General features: G+C 69.2%; 18 protein-coding genes and 1 pseudogene. 11 read left to right on the top strand and 8 right to left on the bottom strand.

Translation table 11 applies throughout. From position 1 onward, the window contains the following. The first annotated feature begins 94 nt into the window (after positions 1-94). The 4 genes and pseudogenes from ACFYP5_RS01210 to ACFYP5_RS01225 all read left to right on the top strand — a co-directional run bounded on the left by ACFYP5_RS01210 (position 95) and on the right by ACFYP5_RS01225 (position 3015). Positions 95-544 carry an RrF2 family transcriptional regulator gene (locus ACFYP5_RS01210; protein ID WP_383365783.1) on the top strand — a complete coding sequence of 150 codons (450 nt, stop codon included), beginning with the start codon at positions 95-97 and terminating at the stop codon, positions 542-544. Between the two features lie 82 nt (positions 545-626). After that, complete coding sequence (locus tag ACFYP5_RS01215) at positions 627-1823, top strand: globin domain-containing protein (protein WP_389028943.1); 1197 nt, start codon at positions 627-629, stop codon at positions 1821-1823. A gap of 127 nt (positions 1824-1950) precedes the next feature. Then, positions 1951-2031, top strand: a pseudogene (locus ACFYP5_RS01220) (N-acetylmuramoyl-L-alanine amidase); the annotation flags it as partial. A 66-nt stretch (positions 2032-2097) separates the two neighbouring features. Then, positions 2098-3015, top strand: a complete 918-nt coding sequence (locus tag ACFYP5_RS01225) for a 1-aminocyclopropane-1-carboxylate deaminase/D-cysteine desulfhydrase (protein WP_389028946.1) — start codon at positions 2098-2100, stop codon at positions 3013-3015. Here ACFYP5_RS01225 and ACFYP5_RS01230 read toward each other — a convergent pair. Beyond that, a complete protein-coding gene (locus tag ACFYP5_RS01230) occupies positions 2982-4592 on the bottom strand; it encodes a Na+/H+ antiporter (protein ID WP_389028949.1) in 1611 nt (536 codons plus the stop codon). The genes ACFYP5_RS01225 and ACFYP5_RS01230 overlap by 34 nt on opposite strands. A gap of 35 nt (positions 4593-4627) precedes the next feature. Here ACFYP5_RS01230 and ACFYP5_RS01235 point away from each other — a divergent pair, with 35 nt between their 5' ends. The 3 genes from ACFYP5_RS01235 (at position 4628) to ACFYP5_RS01245 (ending at position 6481) form a co-directional block, all read left to right on the top strand. After that, positions 4628-4888, top strand: coding sequence for a UBP-type zinc finger domain-containing protein (locus ACFYP5_RS01235; protein WP_389028951.1), 261 nt, complete (start codon positions 4628-4630; stop codon positions 4886-4888). 232 nt (positions 4889-5120) lie between these two features. Then, the gene (locus tag ACFYP5_RS01240; RefSeq protein WP_030915678.1) at positions 5121-5534 is read left to right on the top strand and encodes an anti-sigma regulatory factor; all 414 of its coding nucleotides are present in this window, start codon (positions 5121-5123) and stop codon (positions 5532-5534) included. Then, a complete protein-coding gene (locus tag ACFYP5_RS01245) occupies positions 5531-6481 on the top strand; it encodes an RNA polymerase sigma factor SigF (RefSeq protein ID WP_389028953.1) in 951 nt (316 codons plus the stop codon). Before ACFYP5_RS01240 ends, ACFYP5_RS01245 begins: the two co-directional genes overlap by 4 nt. A gap of 13 nt (positions 6482-6494) precedes the next feature. Here the strand turns inward: ACFYP5_RS01245 and ACFYP5_RS01250 are convergent, their stop codons facing one another. Continuing rightward, entirely contained in the window at positions 6495-6872 is a 378-nt protein-coding gene (locus ACFYP5_RS01250) for a hypothetical protein (protein WP_389030676.1), read from the bottom strand. 225 nt (positions 6873-7097) lie between these two features. Between ACFYP5_RS01250 and ACFYP5_RS01255 the strand changes: the two genes are divergently transcribed. Beyond that, positions 7098-8066 (top strand): diacylglycerol/lipid kinase family protein, encoded by a 969-nt coding sequence (locus ACFYP5_RS01255; RefSeq protein ID WP_389028956.1) that lies wholly within the window; start codon positions 7098-7100, stop codon positions 8064-8066. Positions 8067-8385: 319 nt separating this feature from the next. Further along, positions 8386-8643 carry a WhiB family transcriptional regulator gene (locus ACFYP5_RS01260; RefSeq protein ID WP_003953983.1) on the top strand — a complete coding sequence of 86 codons (258 nt, stop codon included), beginning with the start codon at positions 8386-8388 and terminating at the stop codon, positions 8641-8643. A gap of 172 nt (positions 8644-8815) precedes the next feature. Here the strand turns inward: ACFYP5_RS01260 and ACFYP5_RS01265 are convergent, their stop codons facing one another. Both ACFYP5_RS01265 and ACFYP5_RS01270 read right to left on the bottom strand, forming a co-directional pair. Next, positions 8816-10282 carry a PAS domain-containing sensor histidine kinase gene (locus tag ACFYP5_RS01265; protein ID WP_327129182.1) on the bottom strand — a complete coding sequence of 489 codons (1467 nt, stop codon included), beginning with the start codon at positions 10280-10282 and terminating at the stop codon, positions 8816-8818. Between the two features lie 342 nt (positions 10283-10624). Continuing rightward, positions 10625-11695, bottom strand: coding sequence for an SIS domain-containing protein (locus ACFYP5_RS01270; protein ID WP_389028959.1), 1071 nt, complete (start codon positions 11693-11695; stop codon positions 10625-10627). Between the two features lie 208 nt (positions 11696-11903). On the opposite strand from ACFYP5_RS01270, the gene nagB reads away from it, so the two are divergent. Beyond that, entirely contained in the window at positions 11904-12689 is a 786-nt protein-coding gene (gene nagB, locus ACFYP5_RS01275; protein ID WP_389028962.1) for a glucosamine-6-phosphate deaminase, read from the top strand. 134 nt (positions 12690-12823) lie between these two features. Here nagB and ACFYP5_RS01280 read toward each other — a convergent pair whose 3' ends face one another. From ACFYP5_RS01280 to ACFYP5_RS01295, 4 genes are all read right to left on the bottom strand, one after another. After that, on the bottom strand, positions 12824-14371 hold the full coding sequence (locus ACFYP5_RS01280) for a glycoside hydrolase family 3 protein (protein WP_389028965.1): 1548 nt from the start codon (positions 14369-14371) through the stop codon (positions 12824-12826). A 9-nt stretch (positions 14372-14380) separates the two neighbouring features. After that, a complete protein-coding gene (locus ACFYP5_RS01285; protein ID WP_326605711.1) occupies positions 14381-15211 on the bottom strand; it encodes a carbohydrate ABC transporter permease in 831 nt (276 codons plus the stop codon). After that, complete coding sequence (locus ACFYP5_RS01290) at positions 15208-16194, bottom strand: carbohydrate ABC transporter permease (protein WP_389028968.1); 987 nt, start codon at positions 16192-16194, stop codon at positions 15208-15210. The genes ACFYP5_RS01285 and ACFYP5_RS01290 overlap by 4 nt, the downstream gene beginning before the upstream one ends. 83 nt (positions 16195-16277) lie before the next feature. Then, positions 16278-17561 carry an extracellular solute-binding protein gene (locus ACFYP5_RS01295; RefSeq protein WP_389028971.1) on the bottom strand — a complete coding sequence of 428 codons (1284 nt, stop codon included), beginning with the start codon at positions 17559-17561 and terminating at the stop codon, positions 16278-16280. A 305-nt stretch (positions 17562-17866) separates the two neighbouring features. Between ACFYP5_RS01295 and ACFYP5_RS01300 the strand changes: the two genes are divergently transcribed. Then, entirely contained in the window at positions 17867-18643 is a 777-nt protein-coding gene (locus ACFYP5_RS01300) for a GntR family transcriptional regulator (protein ID WP_030969792.1), read from the top strand. The last annotated feature ends 47 nt before the right edge of the window (positions 18644-18690 follow it).

Genomic DNA, 18690 nt, shown 5'->3' on the forward strand with positions numbered 1-18690 from the left:
GACTAATCGGTCTTTGGGCTGGGCACGACGCCGAGCGATGTCCACACGCCGTCTTAATTTGCATCCCCAATGCAAGTTATCTACCCTGACGACCATGCGGCTGACGAGATTCACCGACGTGGCACTGCGCGTACTGATGCGCCTTGCCGTCGTGGAGAACGAGGATCCGCCGACCACCCGGGAGGTGGCGGCGACCATGCAGGTGCCGTACACCCACACCGCGAAGGTGGTCGCCCGGCTGCAGCACCTCGGCCTGATCGAGGCGCGGCGGGGTCGGGGCGGCGGACTCACGCTCACCGGAGCCGGCCGGTCCGCCTCGATCGGCGGACTCGTCCGCGAGCTCGAAGGGCCCGGCGATGTCGTCGAGTGCGAGGGCAGCACCCCCTGCCCCCTGCGCTCGGCCTGCCGGCTGCGCGGCGCCCTGCGCCGGGCGGAGGAGGCCTTCTACGCCTCGCTCGACCCGATCACCGTCGCCGAACTCGTCACCTCCCCCACCGGCCCCCTGCTGATCGGCATCAGCAGCGGGCGCCCGGCCGCCGACTGAACCACCGCACCCCTACCGCGCGGTCTTCGCCGCCCAAAAATACGCATCTCAGATGCCAATTCAACCCTGAGGAGTCAGCCCGATGCTCTCCGAGCCGTCGACCGCCACCGTCCGTGCCACCCTCCCCGCCGTCGGCGCGGCCATCGGCGACATCGCCGATCTCTTCTACCGGAAGCTGTTCGACGCCCACCCCGAGCTGCTGCGTGACCTCTTCAACCGCGGCAACCAGGCGTCCGGTACCCAGCGCCAGGCCCTCGCGGGTTCCATCGCCGCCTTCGCGACCCAGCTGGTCGAGCACCCGGACACCCGCCCCGACGTGATGCTCGGCCGGATCGCCCACAAGCACGCCTCGCTCGGCGTGACCGCCGCACAGTACGACGTCGTGCACACCCATCTCTTCGCCGCCATCGCCGAGGTGCTCGGCGATGCGGTCACCCCGGAGGTCGCGGCCGCCTGGGACGAGGTGTACTGGCTGATGGCCAACGCCCTGATCGCCATCGAGGACCGGCTGTACGCCGAGCAGGGTGTGGCCGCCGGTGACGTCTGGCGCGCGTGGGAGGTGACCGCCCGGATCGAGGAGACCGCGGATGTCACCACCTTCCAGCTCCGTCCGGCCGACGGCGCCCCCGCCCCCGCCTTCCGTCCCGGCCAGTACGTCTCCGTTCAGGTGGAACTCCCCGACGGGGCCCGTCAGATCCGCCAGTACAGCCTGTCCTCGGCCCCCGACTCTCCGGTCCGGTCGATCACCGTCAAGCGGGTGCACGGCGACGGCTCGCCCGACGGCGAGGTCTCGGCGCACCTGCACGCCCACACCCGGGCGGGCGACCGGCTGCGTGTCTCCGCCCCCTACGGCGATCTCGTCCTCGACGCCGTCGACGCGCCGCTGCTGCTGGCCTCCGCGGGTATCGGCTGCACCCCGATGCTGTCGATGCTGGACCACCTCGCGGCCAACGGCCACCACGCCCCGGTCACCGTCGTGCACGGCGACCGCTCCCCCGTCGATCACGCCCTGCGCACCGACCACGAGCGGCTCACCGGCAAACTCCCCGACGCCGCAGCGCACTTCTGGTACGAGAACCCGGAGCCCGGCCACCCGGCCGACCGCACCGGTCTGGTCGATCTGAGCGGCCTGACGGTCCCGGCCGGCACGCACGCGTACCTCTGCGGCCCACTGCCCTTCATGCGGGCCGTCCGCACCCAGTTGCTGGCCAAGGGCGTCCCGGCGGCCGACATCCACTACGAGGTGTTCGGCCCCGATCTGTGGCTCGCCCAGGACTGAACTCACCGGACGCTCGCGGAATTGACCGGATCTGCTCGCACACCGGACGAACAACGCTCCGGGGGATGGCCCGGAACACGGCGTTCCGGTACAAGCGGTGTACGGAGTCACTCCCCCACGCCCCGAGGAGTGGCAGCCCGGGAAGGTCGATCACCGTGGCTTCACGATGGAATCCATGCGTACCCGGATACACGACCGTCTGAAGTAGCCGCACGCCCGCACCCGCACCACCAGGGCGCCGGGGGCGGCCGACGGACCGGGCGACAATGGGCGCATGCCCTGCGATCCACTCGACCTCTCCCGGCTGCAGCCGGTGCTCCCGTCACCTCTGCAACCGGTCGAGGACGAGCGCTTCGGCCGGCACGGCATACGACTGCTGCTCAAGCGCGACGACCTGATCCACCCGGATCTGCCGGGCAACAAATGGCGCAAACTCGCACCCAACCTGGCGGCCGCCGCCGGGCGCACCGTGCTGACCTTCGGCGGCGCCTACTCCAATCATCTGCGCGCCACCGCCGCCGCCGGCCGGCTGCTGGGCTTCCCCACCGTCGGCGTCGTACGCGGCGACGAACTGGCCGGCCGGCCGCTCAACCCGTCCCTGGCGCAGTGCGCGAGGGACGGCATGCGGCTGCGCTTCGTGGACCGCGCGACGTACCGCGCGAAGACCGATCCGGCGGTCCTGGAGGGGCTGCTGAGCGCCTACGGGGCGTGCAGCGTCGTCCCGGAGGGCGGCAGCAATGCCCTGGCCGCACAGGGCTGCACAGCGCTCGGGCGGGAGCTGCACGGCCTGGCCGATGTGGTCGCGGTGGCCTGCGGCACGGGCGGCACTCTCGCCGGTCTTGCCGCCGGCCTCGCCCCGGGGCAGCGGGCACTCGGCGTCCCGGTGCTGCGCGGCGGCTTTCTGGGCGACGCGGTACGGCAGCTGCAGCGGGAGGCGTTCGCCGGGCCCGCCGGAGCATGGTCCCTGGACGAACGTTTCACCTTCGGCGGCTACGCCCGTACGACTCCGGAGCTGCACGCCTTCGCCGACGACTTCGAGGACCGGCACGGTCTGCCCGTCGAACGGCTCTACGTCGCCAAACTGCTGTACGGGCTGACCGTGCTGGCCCAGGAGGGCGCGTTCGCCCCGGGGGCGAGGCTCGTGGCGGTCGTCACCGGTCAGCCCTGGGGCGCGTCGGACTCCTCCCGGTAGGCCGCCGCCTCCTCCAGATCCAGCCGTCGCAGCAGGGTCCGCATCATCTCGTCGTCGATCCGCCGCTCGTCCCGCAGCCGCACGAAGACCGTCCGCTCGGCGTCGATCATTTCCCTGGCCAGCCGCCGGTAGGTGTCGTCGGCCGACTCCCCGGTCACCGGGTTGGCCGCGCCGAGCCGCTCCCACACGGCGTTGCGGCGGCGCTCCAGGACCGTGCGCAGCCGGTCGGTGAGCGGTTCGGGCAGACAGTTGCGCGGATCGGTGAGCAACTCCTCCAGGCGCCTATCGGCAGCCGCGGACGCCTCGCTCTGGGCCTGCGCCTCGGCGAGGGTCTCCGCCTGCTTGTCACGCCCCGGGAGCTTCAGGATCCGCACCAGGAGCGGCAGGGTGAGCCCTTGGACGACCAAGGTGCCGATGACGGTCGTGAAGGTCAGGAAGAGCACCAGGTTGCGGGCCGGGAAGGCCTGGCCGTTGTTCATCGCCACCGGGATGGAGAAAGCGATGGCGAGCGAGACGACGCCGCGCATCCCGGCCCAGCCGACGATCAGGGGTGAGGTCCAGTTGGTCTCCGTCTCGCGCTCCCTGATCCGCCTGGACAGCCACCTCGGCAGATATGCGGCCGGGTAGACCCAGATGAAGCGGACCACGACGACGGCGAGGAACACGGCCAACGCGTACCGGAGGGACTCCGCGACGGCATAGGCGCCGAGCCCTTTCAGCACGAACGGCAGCTGCAGTCCGATCAAGGCGAAGACCGCCGACTCCAGGATGAACGCGACCATCCTCCACACGGCCGCTTCCTGGAGCCGGGTCGCGAAGTCGACCTGCCAGGAGCGGTGCCCCAGATACAGCGCCACGACGACCACGGCCAGCACTCCGGAGGCATGCACCCGTTCCGCCGCCGCGTACGCCACGAAGGGGATCAGCAGCGACAGGGTGTTCTGCAGCAGGGCTTCCTTGAGGTGCGTGCGGAGCCAGTGCAGCGGAACCATGAGCACCAGACCGACCCCGACACCGCCGCCCGCCGCGAGCAGGAACTCGCCGATCCCGGCGCCCCAGCTGACGCCTTCACCGACGGCGGCGGCCAGCACCACCTTGTAGGCGGTGATCGCCGTCGCGTCGTTCACCAGGGACTCGCCCTGCAGGATCGTCGTGACCCGGCTCGGCAGCCCGACCCGGCGGGCGATGGCGGCCGCCGTGACGGCGTCCGGCGGCGCGACCACGGCGCCCAGCACGAGTGCGGCCGTCAGCGGCAGGTCGGGCACCAGCCAATACGCCAGCCAGCCGACGGCGAAGGTGGCGAAGAGGACGTAGCCGACGGAGAGCAGGGCGATCGGCCGGGCGTTGGCACGCAGATCGAGGTACGAGCTGTCGACCGCGGCCGTGTAGAGCAACGGCGGCAGCAGCAGCGGCAGCACGATGTGGGCGTCGAGGGTGTACGACGGCACGCCCGGCAGATAGGAGGCGAGCAGCCCGGCGGCGACCAGCAGCAGCGGGGCCGGCACCGGGGTGCGGCGGGCGGCCCCCGCAATGGCCGCACTGGCCGCGACGAGTGCCACCAGCGGCAATGCGTCCATCTCACCGTCCTCGTATCCGTCGTAACCTGACAATCATGAGTGAGTGCCTGCACGTTCTCGAACTGCCGCGCCCCGAGCCCGCCCCGCTCGGCGCCACATGTCCCGAATGTCTTGCCGCGGGCACCCACCCCGTGCAACTGCGGCTCTGCCTGGTCTGCGGCCATGTCGGCTGCTGCGATTCGTCGCCTCTGCAGCACGCCACGGATCACTTCAAGCAGACCGGCCATCCGGTCATGCGGAGCTACGAGGCGGGCGAGAGCTGGCGTTGGTGCTTCGAGGACGGTTCGATCGTCTGACGTCTGGGTACGTCAAACCGGCGCCTGTTGTTCGTAATTGAGCGCCGCAGACCTCTAGCCACTGTGTGTGCTCATGGGTTTACCATGAGTGACAGTCGTGGGTCGGGGTCCCGGCGACACGGCATCATGGATCGCGATAGCGTCGCCGGACCAAGAACCGAAGACGTACCGCATGGCTCCGGGGCGCCCTTCCCGGAACCTCGAAAGAGTTTGTGCCACCTTGGAGGTGAGGGTGTCCCAGATCGCAGGCGAGCCCGGGAATCAGGACTTCGTGGAAGTCCGGCTGCCCGCTGCGGGTGCCTACCTGTCGGTGCTGCGTACGGCCACGGCCGGTCTCGCAGCGCGCTTGGACTTCACACTCGACGAGATCGAGGATCTTCGCATCGCGGTCGACGAGGCCTGCGCGATTCTGCTCCAGCAGGCCGTGCCCGGCTCCGTCCTCAGCTGCGTCTTCCGACTGGTCGACGATTCTCTCGAGGTGACGGTAGCGGCCCCGACGACGGACGGCCGGGCCCCCGAGCGAGACACATTCGCCTGGACGGTGCTCTCCGCACTGGCCGGCAAGGTCGACTCCACGGTCGCCGACGACCGTACGGTCAGTATCAGCCTGTACAAACAGCGCGGCGCGGGACCCGGGCCGGCGTGAGCAACGGGAACGGGGACGGTCCTGTGCGGGACGAGACGATCCGACCAGGGGTGGTGCGACCAGCAGGCATCCCGGAGCAGCAGGCGGCCCTGCCCCATCCGGAGGACGGGGCGGACGGGCCGGTGGTCCGTACGGTCGCGGTGGAGCAGGCGGAGCGAGCAGGCCAGATGAGCGAGCACGGACACCACGATCCCCATGACCGCAGTGGGGCGCGGGCACTCTTCATCGAGCTCCGGGAACTCCCTGACGGCTCGCCGGAGAAGGCCGAACTGCGCAACCGGCTGGTGCGGATGCATCTGCCGCTCGTGGAGCACCTGGCCCGCCGGTTCCGTAACCGCGGCGAGCCGCTGGACGATCTGACGCAGGTCGCCACGATCGGCCTGATCAAGTCGGTGGACCGGTTCGATCCGGACCGCGGCGTCGAGTTCTCCACGTACGCGACACCGACCGTCGTGGGCGAGATCAAGCGCCACTTCCGCGACAAGGGCTGGGCGGTCCGGGTGCCGCGGCGACTGCAGGAGCTGCGGCTCTCGCTCACCACGGCCACCGCGGAGCTCTCCCAGCAGCACGGCCGGTCACCCACGGTCCATGAGCTGGCGGAGCGGCTGGGCATCTCCGAGGAAGAGGTCCTGGAGGGCCTGGAATCGGCCAATGCCTACAGCACACTCTCACTGGACGTCCCGGACTCGGACGACGAGTCCCCGGCGGTCGCGGACACGCTGGGCTCCGAGGACGAGGCGCTGGAGGGCGTCGAGTACCGGGAGTCCTTGAAGCCCCTGCTGGAGGACCTGCCGCCCCGGGAGAAGCGCATCCTGCTGCTCCGGTTCTTCGGCAACATGACGCAGTCGCAGATCGCACAGGAGGTCGGCATCTCCCAGATGCATGTCTCACGCCTGCTGGCCCGCACGCTGGCACAGCTGCGCGAACGACTGCTGGTCGAGGAGTAGCGGGCGTCGCGCGTCACGCCTCCGGCGTCGCGCGCGGACCCCGGATACCCAGTGCTTCCCTCGTCACCGGCCTGAACAGCTGCACCAGCGCGGTCAGCGCCACCGCGGCGAGGACGATCCCCGCCGGGATCAGCGCACCGTGGGAGCGCAGCAGCGTCCAGGCCACCGGCAGCGCCATGAGCTGCGTGATGAGCGCCGGGCCCCGGCTCCAGCTGCGCCGCAGCAGCAGTCCTCGCGCGGCGAGGAGCGGAATCAGGCCGAGCACGATCAGTGTGAGGCCGCCCATCTCCGCCTGCTCCGGGCTGTCCGGCCGGCCGAGCAGACCCATGACCAGCATGTAGACCCCGCCGAGTGCGAGCGCCGCCCCCTCGAGGGCGTTGAGTGCGGCCACGAGGGCGATCCTGGCCGGCTTCGTCGGCTGGGCCATGGGCGACGAGGGCGGCGTGTTCTGCTGAGTACTCACCCTTGCAGGTTGGCATCCCGGCGCCGCGAAAGTGAAGCCGGGGTCCGGATCGGAGCGCCGCGGACCAGCCCACCGCACCCGGTCCGTCACTGAGCGTGAAGGCAACGGGTGAGGACTTCAGACCGATACCACGCGGTAGGTAGTCTGGCCGTCATGCGCGCACTCCTTGTGGTCAATCCAGCTGCTACCACCACCAGTGCGCGGACCCGTGACGTGCTCATCCATGCGCTGGCCAGCGAGATGAAGCTGGAGGCGGTGACCACGGAGTACCGCGGGCACGCCCGGGACCTGGGGCGGCGGGCCGCCGACTCCGACGACATCGATCTCGTCGTGGCCCTCGGCGGTGACGGCACGGTCAACGAAGTCGTGAACGGTCTGCTCCACAAAGGTCCCGACATCGACAACCTGCCCAGCCTCGCCGTGGTACCCGGCGGCTCCACCAATGTCTTCGCTCGCGCCCTGGGTCTGCCCAACGACGCGGTGGAGGCGACCGGTGCGATCCTCGACGCGCTGGCCAACCGGACCGAACGCACGGTCGGCCTGGGACTGGCGGCCGGCACGCCGGGCACCGAGGACGAGTCGGTCCCCGAGCGCTGGTTCACTTTCTGTGCCGGTCTCGGTTTCGACGCGGGCGTGGTCGGTCGGGTCGAACAGAAGCGCGAACGCGGCAAGCGGTCGACGCATGCGCTGTACGTACGTCAGGTGGTCCGGCAGTTCCTGGACGAACCGCACCGGCGGCACGGAACGATCACGCTGGAAGCCCCCGGCGCGGACCCGGTCACCGATCTCGCGCTGTCCATAATCTCGAACACGGCCCCCTGGACCTACCTGGGGAATCGTCCGATGTACGCATCCCCGAAGGCCTCGTTCGACACCGCCCTGGACGTCCTCGGACTGAAGCGCCTCTCCACCCCCGCGGTCGCCCGGTACGGCACCCAGCTGCTCACTTCGAGCCCGGAGAAGGGTCCGCACGGCAAGCACGCTGTTTCACTTCACGACCTCACGGACTTCACCTTGCATTCAAAGGTTCCGCTGCCGTTCCAGATGGATGGTGACCACCTGGGCCTGCGTACCAGTGTGGCGTTCACAGGCGTACGCCGTGCACTGCGTGTGATTGTGTGAGTGGAAGGACCCAAAGTCCTTTAACTCGAACGTTTGGACTGGCCTCCACCCCATAGAAGTACGGCTGTGACCTAGCCGACACCGAGGAATCAAAAAAAAGTTTCCGGAAGGGGTTGTATCCGCCGCCGAGGTTTGCGAATCTCTACATGGCGATCGGGACGGCCCGCAACAACGGCCTCCACTGAGAGCCAGAACCCCTCCTCACTGCACAGGACCACAACCAGTTCATCTGGGCGTCGGCCCGTCATCTGTGGGGGGATTCGTGAAAGCGTTCACATTCACAAGCAACAGTATGCAATACCAAGGAGAGGTAGCAGCCATGGACTGGCGTCACAACGCCGTTTGTCGTGAGGAAGACCCCGAGCTGTTCTTCCCCATCGGCAACACCGGTCCTGCGCTGCTGCAGATCGAGGAAGCCAAGGCCGTCTGCCGTCGCTGCCCCGTCATGGAGCAGTGCCTGCAGTGGGCGCTCGAGTCCGGCCAGGACTCCGGCGTCTGGGGTGGCCTCAGCGAGGACGAGCGCCGCGCAATGAAGCGCCGCGCCGCTCGCAACCGGGCGCGTAACGCCAGCGCCTGATCCGACGCCACCGCTACGAGCCTCAGTCAGGCGGCGCGTACAGAGCGTACGCACCAACCCGCCCCCCGAGTCGCAGCGCGCAGTACCCCCGAAGCGCACGCATGACCAGTGAGCCCGGACCGTCAACAACGGCCCGGGCTCACTGCTGTTCCCCCGAGGGGAACAGCTGCGGCTACTTCTCCGCGCTGACCGGGATGTCGAGGACCACCTGGGTGCCTCGCCCGGGAGCCGGGACCATGCCGAACGATCCGCTCAACTCGCCCTCCACCAGCGTCCTTACGATCTGCAGCCCCAGGTTGCCGGCGCGCTGCGGGTCGAACCCCTCGGGCAGCCCGCACCCGTCGTCCTGGACGGTGATCAGCAACCGGCCCTCGGCCGGGGAGCCGCCGCGCACCGCGGAGACCTCCACCGTGCCGGTCTGGGCGACGGTGAACGCGTGCTCCAGCGCGTTCTGCAGCACCTCGGTGAGCACCATGGCCAGCGGAGTGGCCACTTCCGCGTCGAGGATGCCGAAACGGCCCGTGCGACGGCAGGTGACCTTGCCCGGCGAGATCTCCGCCACCATCGCGATGACCCGGTCGGCGATCTCGTCGAACTCGACCCGCTCGTCCAGATTCTGGGACAGCGTCTCATGGACGATGGCGATCGAACCGACGCGCCGTACCGCCTCGTTGAGGGCCTCGCGGCCCTGCTCGGAATCCATCCGCCGGGCCTGCAGACGCAACAGGGCGGCCACGGTCTGGAGGTTGTTCTTCACCCGGTGGTGGATCTCCCGGATGGTGGCGTCCTTCGTGATCAACTCACGCTCGCGGCGGCGCAGTTCGGTCACGTCGCGGAGCAGGACCAGGGAGCCGATACGGACGCCCTTGGGCTTCAGCGGGATCGCCCGGAGCTGGATCACGCCGCCCGCGCACTCGACCTCGAACTCGCGGGGCGCGTAGCCACTGGCCACCTTGACCAGGGCCTCGTCCACCGGGCCGCGGGACGGGGCGAGTTCGGCGGTGGTCTTGCCGAGGTGGTGTCCGACCAGGTCGGAGGCGAGACCGAGACGGTGGTACGCGGAGAGGCCGTTGGGGCTGGCGTACTGGACGACGCCGTCGGCATCGAGCCTGATCAGCCCGTCGCCGACGCGCGGCGACGCGTCCATGTCGACCTGCTGGCCGGGGAACGGGAAGGATCCGGCAGCGATCATCTGGGCCAGGTCCGAGGCCGACTGGAGGTAGGTGAGCTCCAGTCGGGACGGGGTGCGGACGGTCAGGAGGTTGGTGTTCCGGGCGATCACGCCGAGGACCCTGCCCTCACGGCGCACGGGGATGGACTCGACCCGTACCGGCACCTCCTCGCGCCACTCCGGGTCGCCCTCGCGCACGATCCGGCCCTCGTCCAGCGCCGCGTCCAGCAGCGGACGGCGGCCGCGCGGCACCAGGTGGCCCACCATGTCGTCCTGGTAGGAGGTGGGACCGGTGTTGGGCCGCATCTGGGCGACCGACACATAGCGGGTTCCGTCGCGGGTGGGGACCCACAGGACCAGGTCGGCGAAGGACAGGTCGGAGAGCAGCTGCCACTCCGAGACCAGCAGATGCAGCCACTCGAGGTCGGTGTCGCTCAGGGCTGTGTGCTGGCGGACGAGGTCGTTCATGGAGGGCACGTCTGCGAGCGTACCTGTGGATACGCACTGGTTCCGAACCGAACGACCGGCCTGTGCGTGCAAGGGGGAAGGGGCCGGAAATTGCCGCGCTCCGACGGATGGACACAGGTGAATGGTCTAGTCCACAATGCTGAAGACAGAGCTTCCGCTCTCCCCGCACAGGAGAGCGGATCGAGGTGGCCGCGCTCTCTGCCCTGACTGCGACGGCACCTCTCCCCGGCCGGGGGCACCGCACACCGCCGGCCGAGCAACTCCGGGCTGCGGTGCCGGACGGGCTGAGGGTCCCGTCCTGGCGCCGCGGCCCGCGGGTGTTTCTGCGGGCCGCCCCCTGTTTCAGCGGGTCTCGGTGACCTTGGCCAGTGCGCGGGGCGCGTCCGGGTCCTGGCCGCGGGCGATCGTCACCTCGTACGCCAGCAACTGCAGCGGCAGGATCTCCAGGATCGGCTGAACCTCCTCGGCGACCCCTGCCGTCGGCAGCACGAAGCCCGCGGACGCCGCCTCCACCTGGGCTTTCGGACCGACCACGAAGAGGTCCGCACCACGGCCGCGCAGTCGGTCCAGGACCGGCTGGAGGGCCTCGCCGCCCCGGCCGTCGGTGACCACGGCGATCACCGGGGAGATGTTGTCGACCATGGCGAGCGGGCCGTGCAGCAGATCGGCGCCGGAATAGGAGAGCGCGGGGATGTAGCTCGTCTCCATCAGCTTCAGTGCGGCTTCCTTGGCCGTGGGGTAGCCGTATCCGCGCGAGGTGATGACCATGCGCTCGGCGAAGCGGTAACGCGACGCCAGGGCCTTGATCTCGTCCTTGCGGGCCAGAACCGCTTCGGCCAGCTCCGGCAGGATCGCGGCGGCGGCACCGTCCCCGCCGCGCAGTCCTTCGACGAAGAGATAGAGGGACAGCAGGGAGGCGGTGTACGTCTTGGTCGCCGGGAGGGCCTTCTCCGGGCCCGCCAGGATGTCGATGTGGTGCTCGGAGACGGCGGCGAGCGGTGAGTCCGGGTTGTTGGTGACGGCCAGGGTGATCGCGCCGGCCTCACGGGCCGCCCGGGTGGAGGCCACCAGGTCGGGCGAGCCGCCGGACTGGCTGACGGTGATGACGAGGACGTCCCGCAGGTCCGGCTCGGCGCCGTACGCCGTGGTGGTCGACATCGACGCCAGACCGCAGGGCAGACCGAGCCGGATCTCCAGCAGGTACTTGGCGTACAGCGCCGCGTTGTCCGACGTACCGCGGGCGGTGAGGAGGACGAAGCGCGGGTTCTTCGCCGCGATCTCGGCGGCCACCGCCCGGATCTCCGGGGCTCCGCGGTCGAGGATGCGCCGCAGCACCTCGGGCTGCTCGGCCATCTCGCCGGACATGATGCGGCCCGGCCGCTCGCCCTCTTCGGCCGGAAACATGGCGGACATGTCGGGTGCCTCCCAGAGGGTCTCGGTGCGTCCGGAGCGGCGGTCCGACCAAGTCGACCACGGGAAAGCCGGGGGCCGCCAGCGGGCCGCCGCAGGACAGCGCACGAACGGCATCCGGACGTCACCGCAGGGTGGTCCGGCTCTGCTAGATTAGACCTCGATTGGTCTATACCACATGTCATCACCTCCTCAGATCGGCAGGCCCCGCGTGGAAGTTGTCATCGTCCCGGACGCCAAGGCAGGCGGCGAGCTCATCGCGGGGGCCATCGGCTCCCTGCTCAGCCGCAAGCCCGACGCACTTCTCGGCGTTGCCACCGGTTCGACCCCGCTGCCCATCTACCAGGCACTGACCGCCAAGGTCCGCTCCGGCGAGGTGGACGCCTCGCGCGCCCGCATCTGCCAGCTCGACGAGTACGTCGGACTCCCGGCCGGCCACCCCGAGTCGTACCGCTCGGTGGTGCTGCGCGAGGTCGTCGAACCGCTCGGCCTGTCCGAGGCGTCCTTCATGGGCCCCGACGGCTCCGCCGAGGACGTGCAGGCCGCCTGCGAGGCGTACGACAAGGCGCTCGCCGCAGCCGGCGGGGTGGACCTGCAGCTGCTCGGCATCGGCACCGACGGCCACATCGGCTTCAACGAGCCGTGCTCCTCGCTCGCGTCCCGCACCCGGATCAAGACGCTGACCGAGCAGACCCGGATCGACAACGCGCGCTTCTTCGACAACGACATCAGCCAGGTGCCGCACCACGTCATCACCCAGGGCATCGGCACCATTCTGGAATCCCGCCACCCGATCCTGCTGGCCACGGGCGAGGGCAAGGCCGAGGCGGTGGCACTGACCGTCGAGGGACCGGTGGCGTCGTTCGTCCCGGCGTCGGCGCTGCAGCTGCATCCGCATGCGACGGTGGTGGTGGACGAGGCGGCGGCGTCGAAGCTGAAGCTGGCGGACTACTTCCGCGCCACGTACGCGGCGAAGCCGCGGTGGCAGGGGATCTAGGTTCTTTCGTCCGGATCAGGCCGCGAACCCGGCAGGATCCGGACGAGAAGCCTCAGGTCTCCGGACACGGAAGGGCCGGGACACCGTGGCGGTGTCCCGGCCCTTCCGTCCGCTCGAACCCGGACGTGCTCGGCTCAGTCGCCGGACACGGTGGGGTCGGGTGCTCCCGTGATGGCTTCCGCTGCTGCGACTCCGCAGACCCGTGCGGCTCCGTGGGTCGCTATGTACAGCGCCCCCCGCGGCTCCGCCTGCGGTACGCCCATCTCGACCACCACCGTGTCGGGGCGCTCCGCCAGCAGCGCGGTGAGTGCCTCGCGCATCCACGCGTGCCGGTGGGCGTCACGGACGACCGCGACGATGCGCCGGTCTCCCGCGGCCCGCATCACCGAGGCCGCCGGCTCCTCGGTCTCGCCGCTGTACGTCTCGGTCGTGGTTCCGGGCAGGACCCGGGCCAGTTCGGCCGCGACGCCCCACGGGGTCTCGTCACCGACCGCTATGTTCGCGACGGGGGTGAACGCGGCCACGTACGCCGGCTCGGTGATCGGATCGGCGGCGCCGGTCAGCTGCAGCGCGCGACGCGCGGCGACCAGGCCGATGTCGGACGCGATACCGGTGCCGGGCGCGGTCCCCTCCTGCGTTGCCGCGCCCGGCTCCGGGACAGCCCCCCGGGCCCGCCGCGTCCAGGACGCGAGGGCACGTACCCGTGCCGCCGCGTCGGCCAGCCGCTCCTCGGGCAGTTCGCCGGTCCGTACCGCCGCGACCAGCGCGTCGCGCAGCCGCAGCACGGTGGCTTCGTCCTCCAGCCCGCCGCCGACACAGATCGCGTCGGCGCCCGCGGCGATCGCGAGGACGGAGCCGCGTTCGATTCCGTAGGTCGCGGAGATGGCCTGCATCTCCATGCCGTCGGTGACGATCAGGCCGTCGTAGCCCAACTCGTTGCGCAGCAGACCCGTGAGGATCTGCGGGCTCAGGGTCGCCGGGCGGTCCGGGTCGAGCGCGGGCAGCAGGATATGCGCGCTCATCACCGATTTGGAACCCGCTGCGATCGCCGCCCGGAAAGGCACCAGCTCACGGGCGTGCAGGGTGTCGAGATCCACATCGATGCGGGGCAGCGCATGGTGCGAGTCGACGGCGGTGTCGCCATGTCCCGGGAAGTGCTTGGTGCAGGCGGCGACCCCGGCGGCCTGGAGACCCTCGATGTACGCGGCGGTGTGCCGGGCGACGAGGTGCGGGTCCGCTCCGAAGGACCGTACGCCGATGACCGGGTTGTCCGGGTTCGAGTTGACGTCGGCGGACGGCGCCCAGTTGAGGTTGACGCCGCACTCGGCGAGCCGGCGGCCCAGCTCCTGAGCGACAGCGCGGGTCAGCTCCGGGTCGTCGACGGCCCCGAGGGCGAGGTTGCCGGGGAAGGACGAGCCATGACGCACCTCCAGTCGGGTGACATCACCGCCCTCCTCGTCGATCGCGACGAGCACGTCGTCCCGCTCGGCCCTGAGCTGGGCGGTGAGCGCGGCGAGCTGTTCCGGCGTCTCGATGTTGCGGCCGAACAGGCCGACGGAGGAGAGGCCTTCACCGACGCGGCGCAGCAGCCAGTCAGGGGCGGTGGTACCGCTGAACCCGGGCTGCAGGACGGCGAGAGCGTCGCGCGTGATGGTGTCCGTGGTGGAGGTGAAGGTGGTCATGGGCCGGCGTTATCCCTTCACTGCGCCGTCGGTAAGACCGCTGACGGCCTTGCGCTGCAAGTAGATGAAGAGGATCAGGATCGGTACGGCGAAGAGCGAGGAGGCGGCCATGGTCGCCCCCCAGTCGTCACCGAACGCGGTCTGGAACTGGGAGAGCCAGAGCGGCAGGGTCTGCGACTCGATGTCCTTGTTGAGGATGAGGACGAGCGGGAATTCGTTCCAGGCGGTGATGAAGCCGAAGAGCGAGGTCGCCATCAGGCCGGGGCCGAGCAGCGGCAGGATCACCTTCATGAAGGCCTGCGGGCGGGTGCAGCCGTCGACCATCGCGGACTCCTCCAGCTCCCTCGGCACCGAGGCCACGTAGCCGCGCAGCGTCAGGATGGTGAAGGGCAGGACCATCATCATGTAGAAGATCGTCAGCGGGACCAGGCTGTTCAGCATGTCCGCGTCGCGGACCAGCATGTAGATCGCGATGACCATGACTTCCCACGGTGCCATCTGCGCGATCATGAAGGTCAGCAGGATGCCGCGCCGGCCCTTGAAACGCATGCGCGCCATCGCGAAGGACGCCAGCAGCGCGATCAGCAGCGAGGCGGCCACGGAGAGCACGGTGACGGTGAACGAGTTGCGGACCAGGGTCCAGAAGTGGTCGGCCGCGACGGCCTTCTCGAAGTGGTCGAAGGTGATGTCGGTGGGGAACCACACCGGGGTGTCGGTGATGATGTCGCCGGTCGGCTTGAAGGCCGTACTGAACATCCAGTAGACGGGGAAGGCGAAGCCTATGAAGAGGACGACTGCTGTCGCGTTGGGCCAGATCCGGCCGATCAGTGAGCGCCTCACAGCTCGTCCTCCTCTTGCTTGAGTACGGTGCGCAGGTAGTAGCCGGTCATCGCCAGCAGGACGATGATCGTCAGGAACGAGATGGCCGAACCCTTGCCGAAGTGCTGGTTGCCGACACCTTCGACGAAGGCGTAGACGGGCAGGGTCTCGGTGAGCCGGTCCGGGCCGCCGCCGTTGATCGCGAAGAGCTGGGCGAAGGACTTGAAGACCCAGATGACTTCGAGGAACGTGGTGGCCATCAGGAACGGCTTGAGGAACGGGAGCGTCACCGAGGTGAAGCTCTTCCACGCTCCGGCGCCGTCGAGCGACGCGGCCTCGTACAGCTCCTTGGGGATCGTCGTCGACGCGGCGTACAGGTTGATCGCCACGAACGGGATGGACATCCAGACGATCACCAGGGTGACCAGCGAGAAGGTGGAGAACTGGGTACTCGTCCAGTTGTAGTCGGCCATGGAGTGCCAGCCGAGGCTGTCGAGCACGTAGTTGACGACACCGAAGCGCTGGGCGAACAGCCACTGGTAGACCGTGGTCGCGGCGATGAGCGGCATGGCCCAGGCGAGCACGAGGCCCAGCATGAGCAGCAGCCGCATCTTCTTGCCGAGGCGCGCGAGCAGCAGGCCGATCAGGGTACCGAGCACCATGATCAGGACAACGTTGGCGGCGGTGAAGAAGATCGAACGCTCGACGACCTTCCAGAACTCCGAACTGCCGAGGACTTCGCTGTAGTTGTCGAAGCCGTTCCACTCCGTCAGGTGGAGGATCAGCTGGCGCGGGTTGAGGTTCTGGAACGACAGCATGCCGTTCTTGACCAGCGGATAGCCCAGGAGCACCGCTGTGGCGAGCAGTGCGGGCAGGAGGAGCAGGTACGGGGCCGGGCCACCGACCCGCTTCTTGCTCGATGCGGCAGGGCCGCCGGGAGGCGCGTCATCCTTGCGGACGCCGGCTGCCGGGACCGAGTCCACTTGTTCGGTCTGCACTGACATGCTCGCCATCTCTTCTCGGGCCGTACGTCGAGTCACGCGGGAGCGCCGGGGGGCGGCCGTTGGCCGCCCCCCGGCGCGTGCGGTCAGCTCGTCTGCGAGAGACGCTTGTTGATCTCCGACTCGACGGCCTTGGCGGCGTCGGCCGGGGACTTGCCGTTCAGAACCGCCGTCATGTAGCTCTTGATCGGGTTCGGCGCGTTCTCGACTGCGGCCCACTCGGGGATGAGCGGGGTGGTGCCACCGCCGACGGCGGCCGGGGCCGCGGCCTCGGCGGCGCCGTTGCCGGTCAGGTTGGAGTTGAGCGACTCCTTGTTCGGGATGACGCCGTTCTCCTTGGCCAGCTGGCCCTCGAACTGGTCGGACAGGGCGAGCTTCAGGAACTCCTTGGCGAGGTCCTGCTTCTTGCTGCCCGCGGCGACCGCGAAGTTGGAGCCACCGAGGAAGACGCCCTCGGGCTTCTCGGCGGTCTCACCCGGGATGGTGAAGTAGCCGATGTCGCCCTCGATCTTCTTGTTTGCCGCGACGGCCGTGCCGGCCTCCCAGCCCATGCCGATGAAGGCACCGACGTTGCCCTTGGCGAAGACCTCGGCCTGCTGCGGGGTCGCCTCGTCCTTGTCCTTGGGGGCCTTGGAGTAGGACTGGTACTTCTTGTAGAGCTCCATGGCCGCGGCGACCTTGGGGTCGGAGAGGTTGGAGACGTACTTGTCGCCTTCCTTCTTCACGAGGTCCGCGCCCTGACCGATGGTCAGACCGTCGAAGAAGTACCAGTTCTGGCCGGGCATGTAGATCGGCTCGGCCTTGCCCTTCTTCTTGATGGCGTCGAGGTCCTTGAAGAAGTCGTCGCGCGTCTTCGGGGTGTCCTTGATGCCGGCGTCGGCCCAGACCTTCTTGTTGTAGATGACGACGCGGTTGGCGAAGTACCACGGGGCGGCGTACTGCTTGCCGTCGAAGACCGAGGACTTGTTGAGCGCGTCGACCCAGTCGCCGCCGATCTCCTGCTTGAGGTCGCTCAGGTCGGCGAGGCCACCGGTGGCCGCGTACGCGGGGGTCTGGGTGTTGCCGACCTCGATGACGTCCGGCGGGGTCGACTCGGAGAGGGCCGTCGTGATCTTCTGCTGGATGCCGTCCCACTTCTGGGTCTGGAACTTCAGCGTGGCGCCGGTCTTCTTCTTGAAGGCCGCGGTCAGGTCCTTGGTCCAGCCGGGAGGCGTGGAGCCGTCCATGGCCCAGACGGTCAGCGTCTGGCCCTTGTAGCTGTCGGGGCCGGTCTTCTTGCCACTGTCGCCCTTGCCGTCGTCCGAGCCACAGGCAGTGGCACCGGCCATGAGAGCTACGACACCAATGGCCGCGATGAGTCCGCGCTTCACGACACCCTCCTCAGGGATGCAAGAGAATTCCCCCCACCACCCGAGAACGCCCTCCGCCGCACAACCGCATACGACGGGTACTGCCCGTGGGGCTGGGACCTGGTCTTTAATGGTTTAGACCAGTACCGGGAGCTTGGCCTAGACCTTTAGGGGTGTCAAGGGTGTATAAGAAGTGCACTCGCGTCCGTTATAGGACCGACACCTGAGGGAGGGCGACGAGCCGTGACCGGACCGTGCCACCATGTGAGCCGCGACAGATGGAGGAGCCGGTGACGGCAGCAGCGCAGCAGTCGGGAAGGCGGGCGATGGGTGCCGACGGGGGCAGTTCGGAGAACGAGACGGGCGCGGGCACCGGTGCGGCCACGCGTACCGCCCGCGTGCCGAAGTACTACCGCCTCAAGCGCCATCTCCTCGACATGACGGACACCATGCCGCCCGGCACCCCCGTGCCGCCGGAGCGGACCCTGGCCGCCGAGTTCGACACCTCGCGCACGACCGTGCGCCAAGCGCTCCAGGAACTGGTCGTCGAGGGCCGGCTGGAACGCATCCAGGGCAAGGGCACGTTCGTGGCCAAGCCGAAGGTCTCGCAGGCCCTTCAACTGACCTCGTACACGGAGGACATGCGCGCCCAGGGGCTGGAGCCGACGTCGCAGCTGCTGGACATCGGCTACGTCACGGCCGACGACACCCTCGCCGGGCTGCTCGACATCACCACCGGCGGCCGGGTGCTGCGGATCGAGCGGCTGCGCCTGGCCAGCGGCGAGCCGATGGCGATCGAGACCACCCATCTGTCGGCGAAACGCTTCCCCGCACTGCGCCGTTCACTCGTGAAGTACACCTCGCTGTACACAGCGCTGGCCGAGGTGTACGACGTCCGGCTGGCCGAGGCCGAGGAGACCATCGAGACCTCGCTCGCCACCCCGCGAGAGGCCGGACTGCTCGGTACGGACGTGGGCCTGCCGATGCTGATGCTGTCGCGTCACTCCCTGGACGGACAGGGCGAACCGGTGGAGTGGGTGCGGTCGGTGTACCGCGGCGACCGTTACAAATTCGTGGCGCGTCTGAAGCGGCCGACCGACTGAGACGACGGGTCCCGCCTCCTGACCGGCCGACCGCCCGAATGCGGACG

Origin of the sequence: Streptomyces sp. NPDC005262, from assembly GCF_042872425.1 — a bacterium.
Classification (GTDB): Bacteria; Actinomycetota; Actinomycetes; order Streptomycetales; family Streptomycetaceae; genus Streptomyces.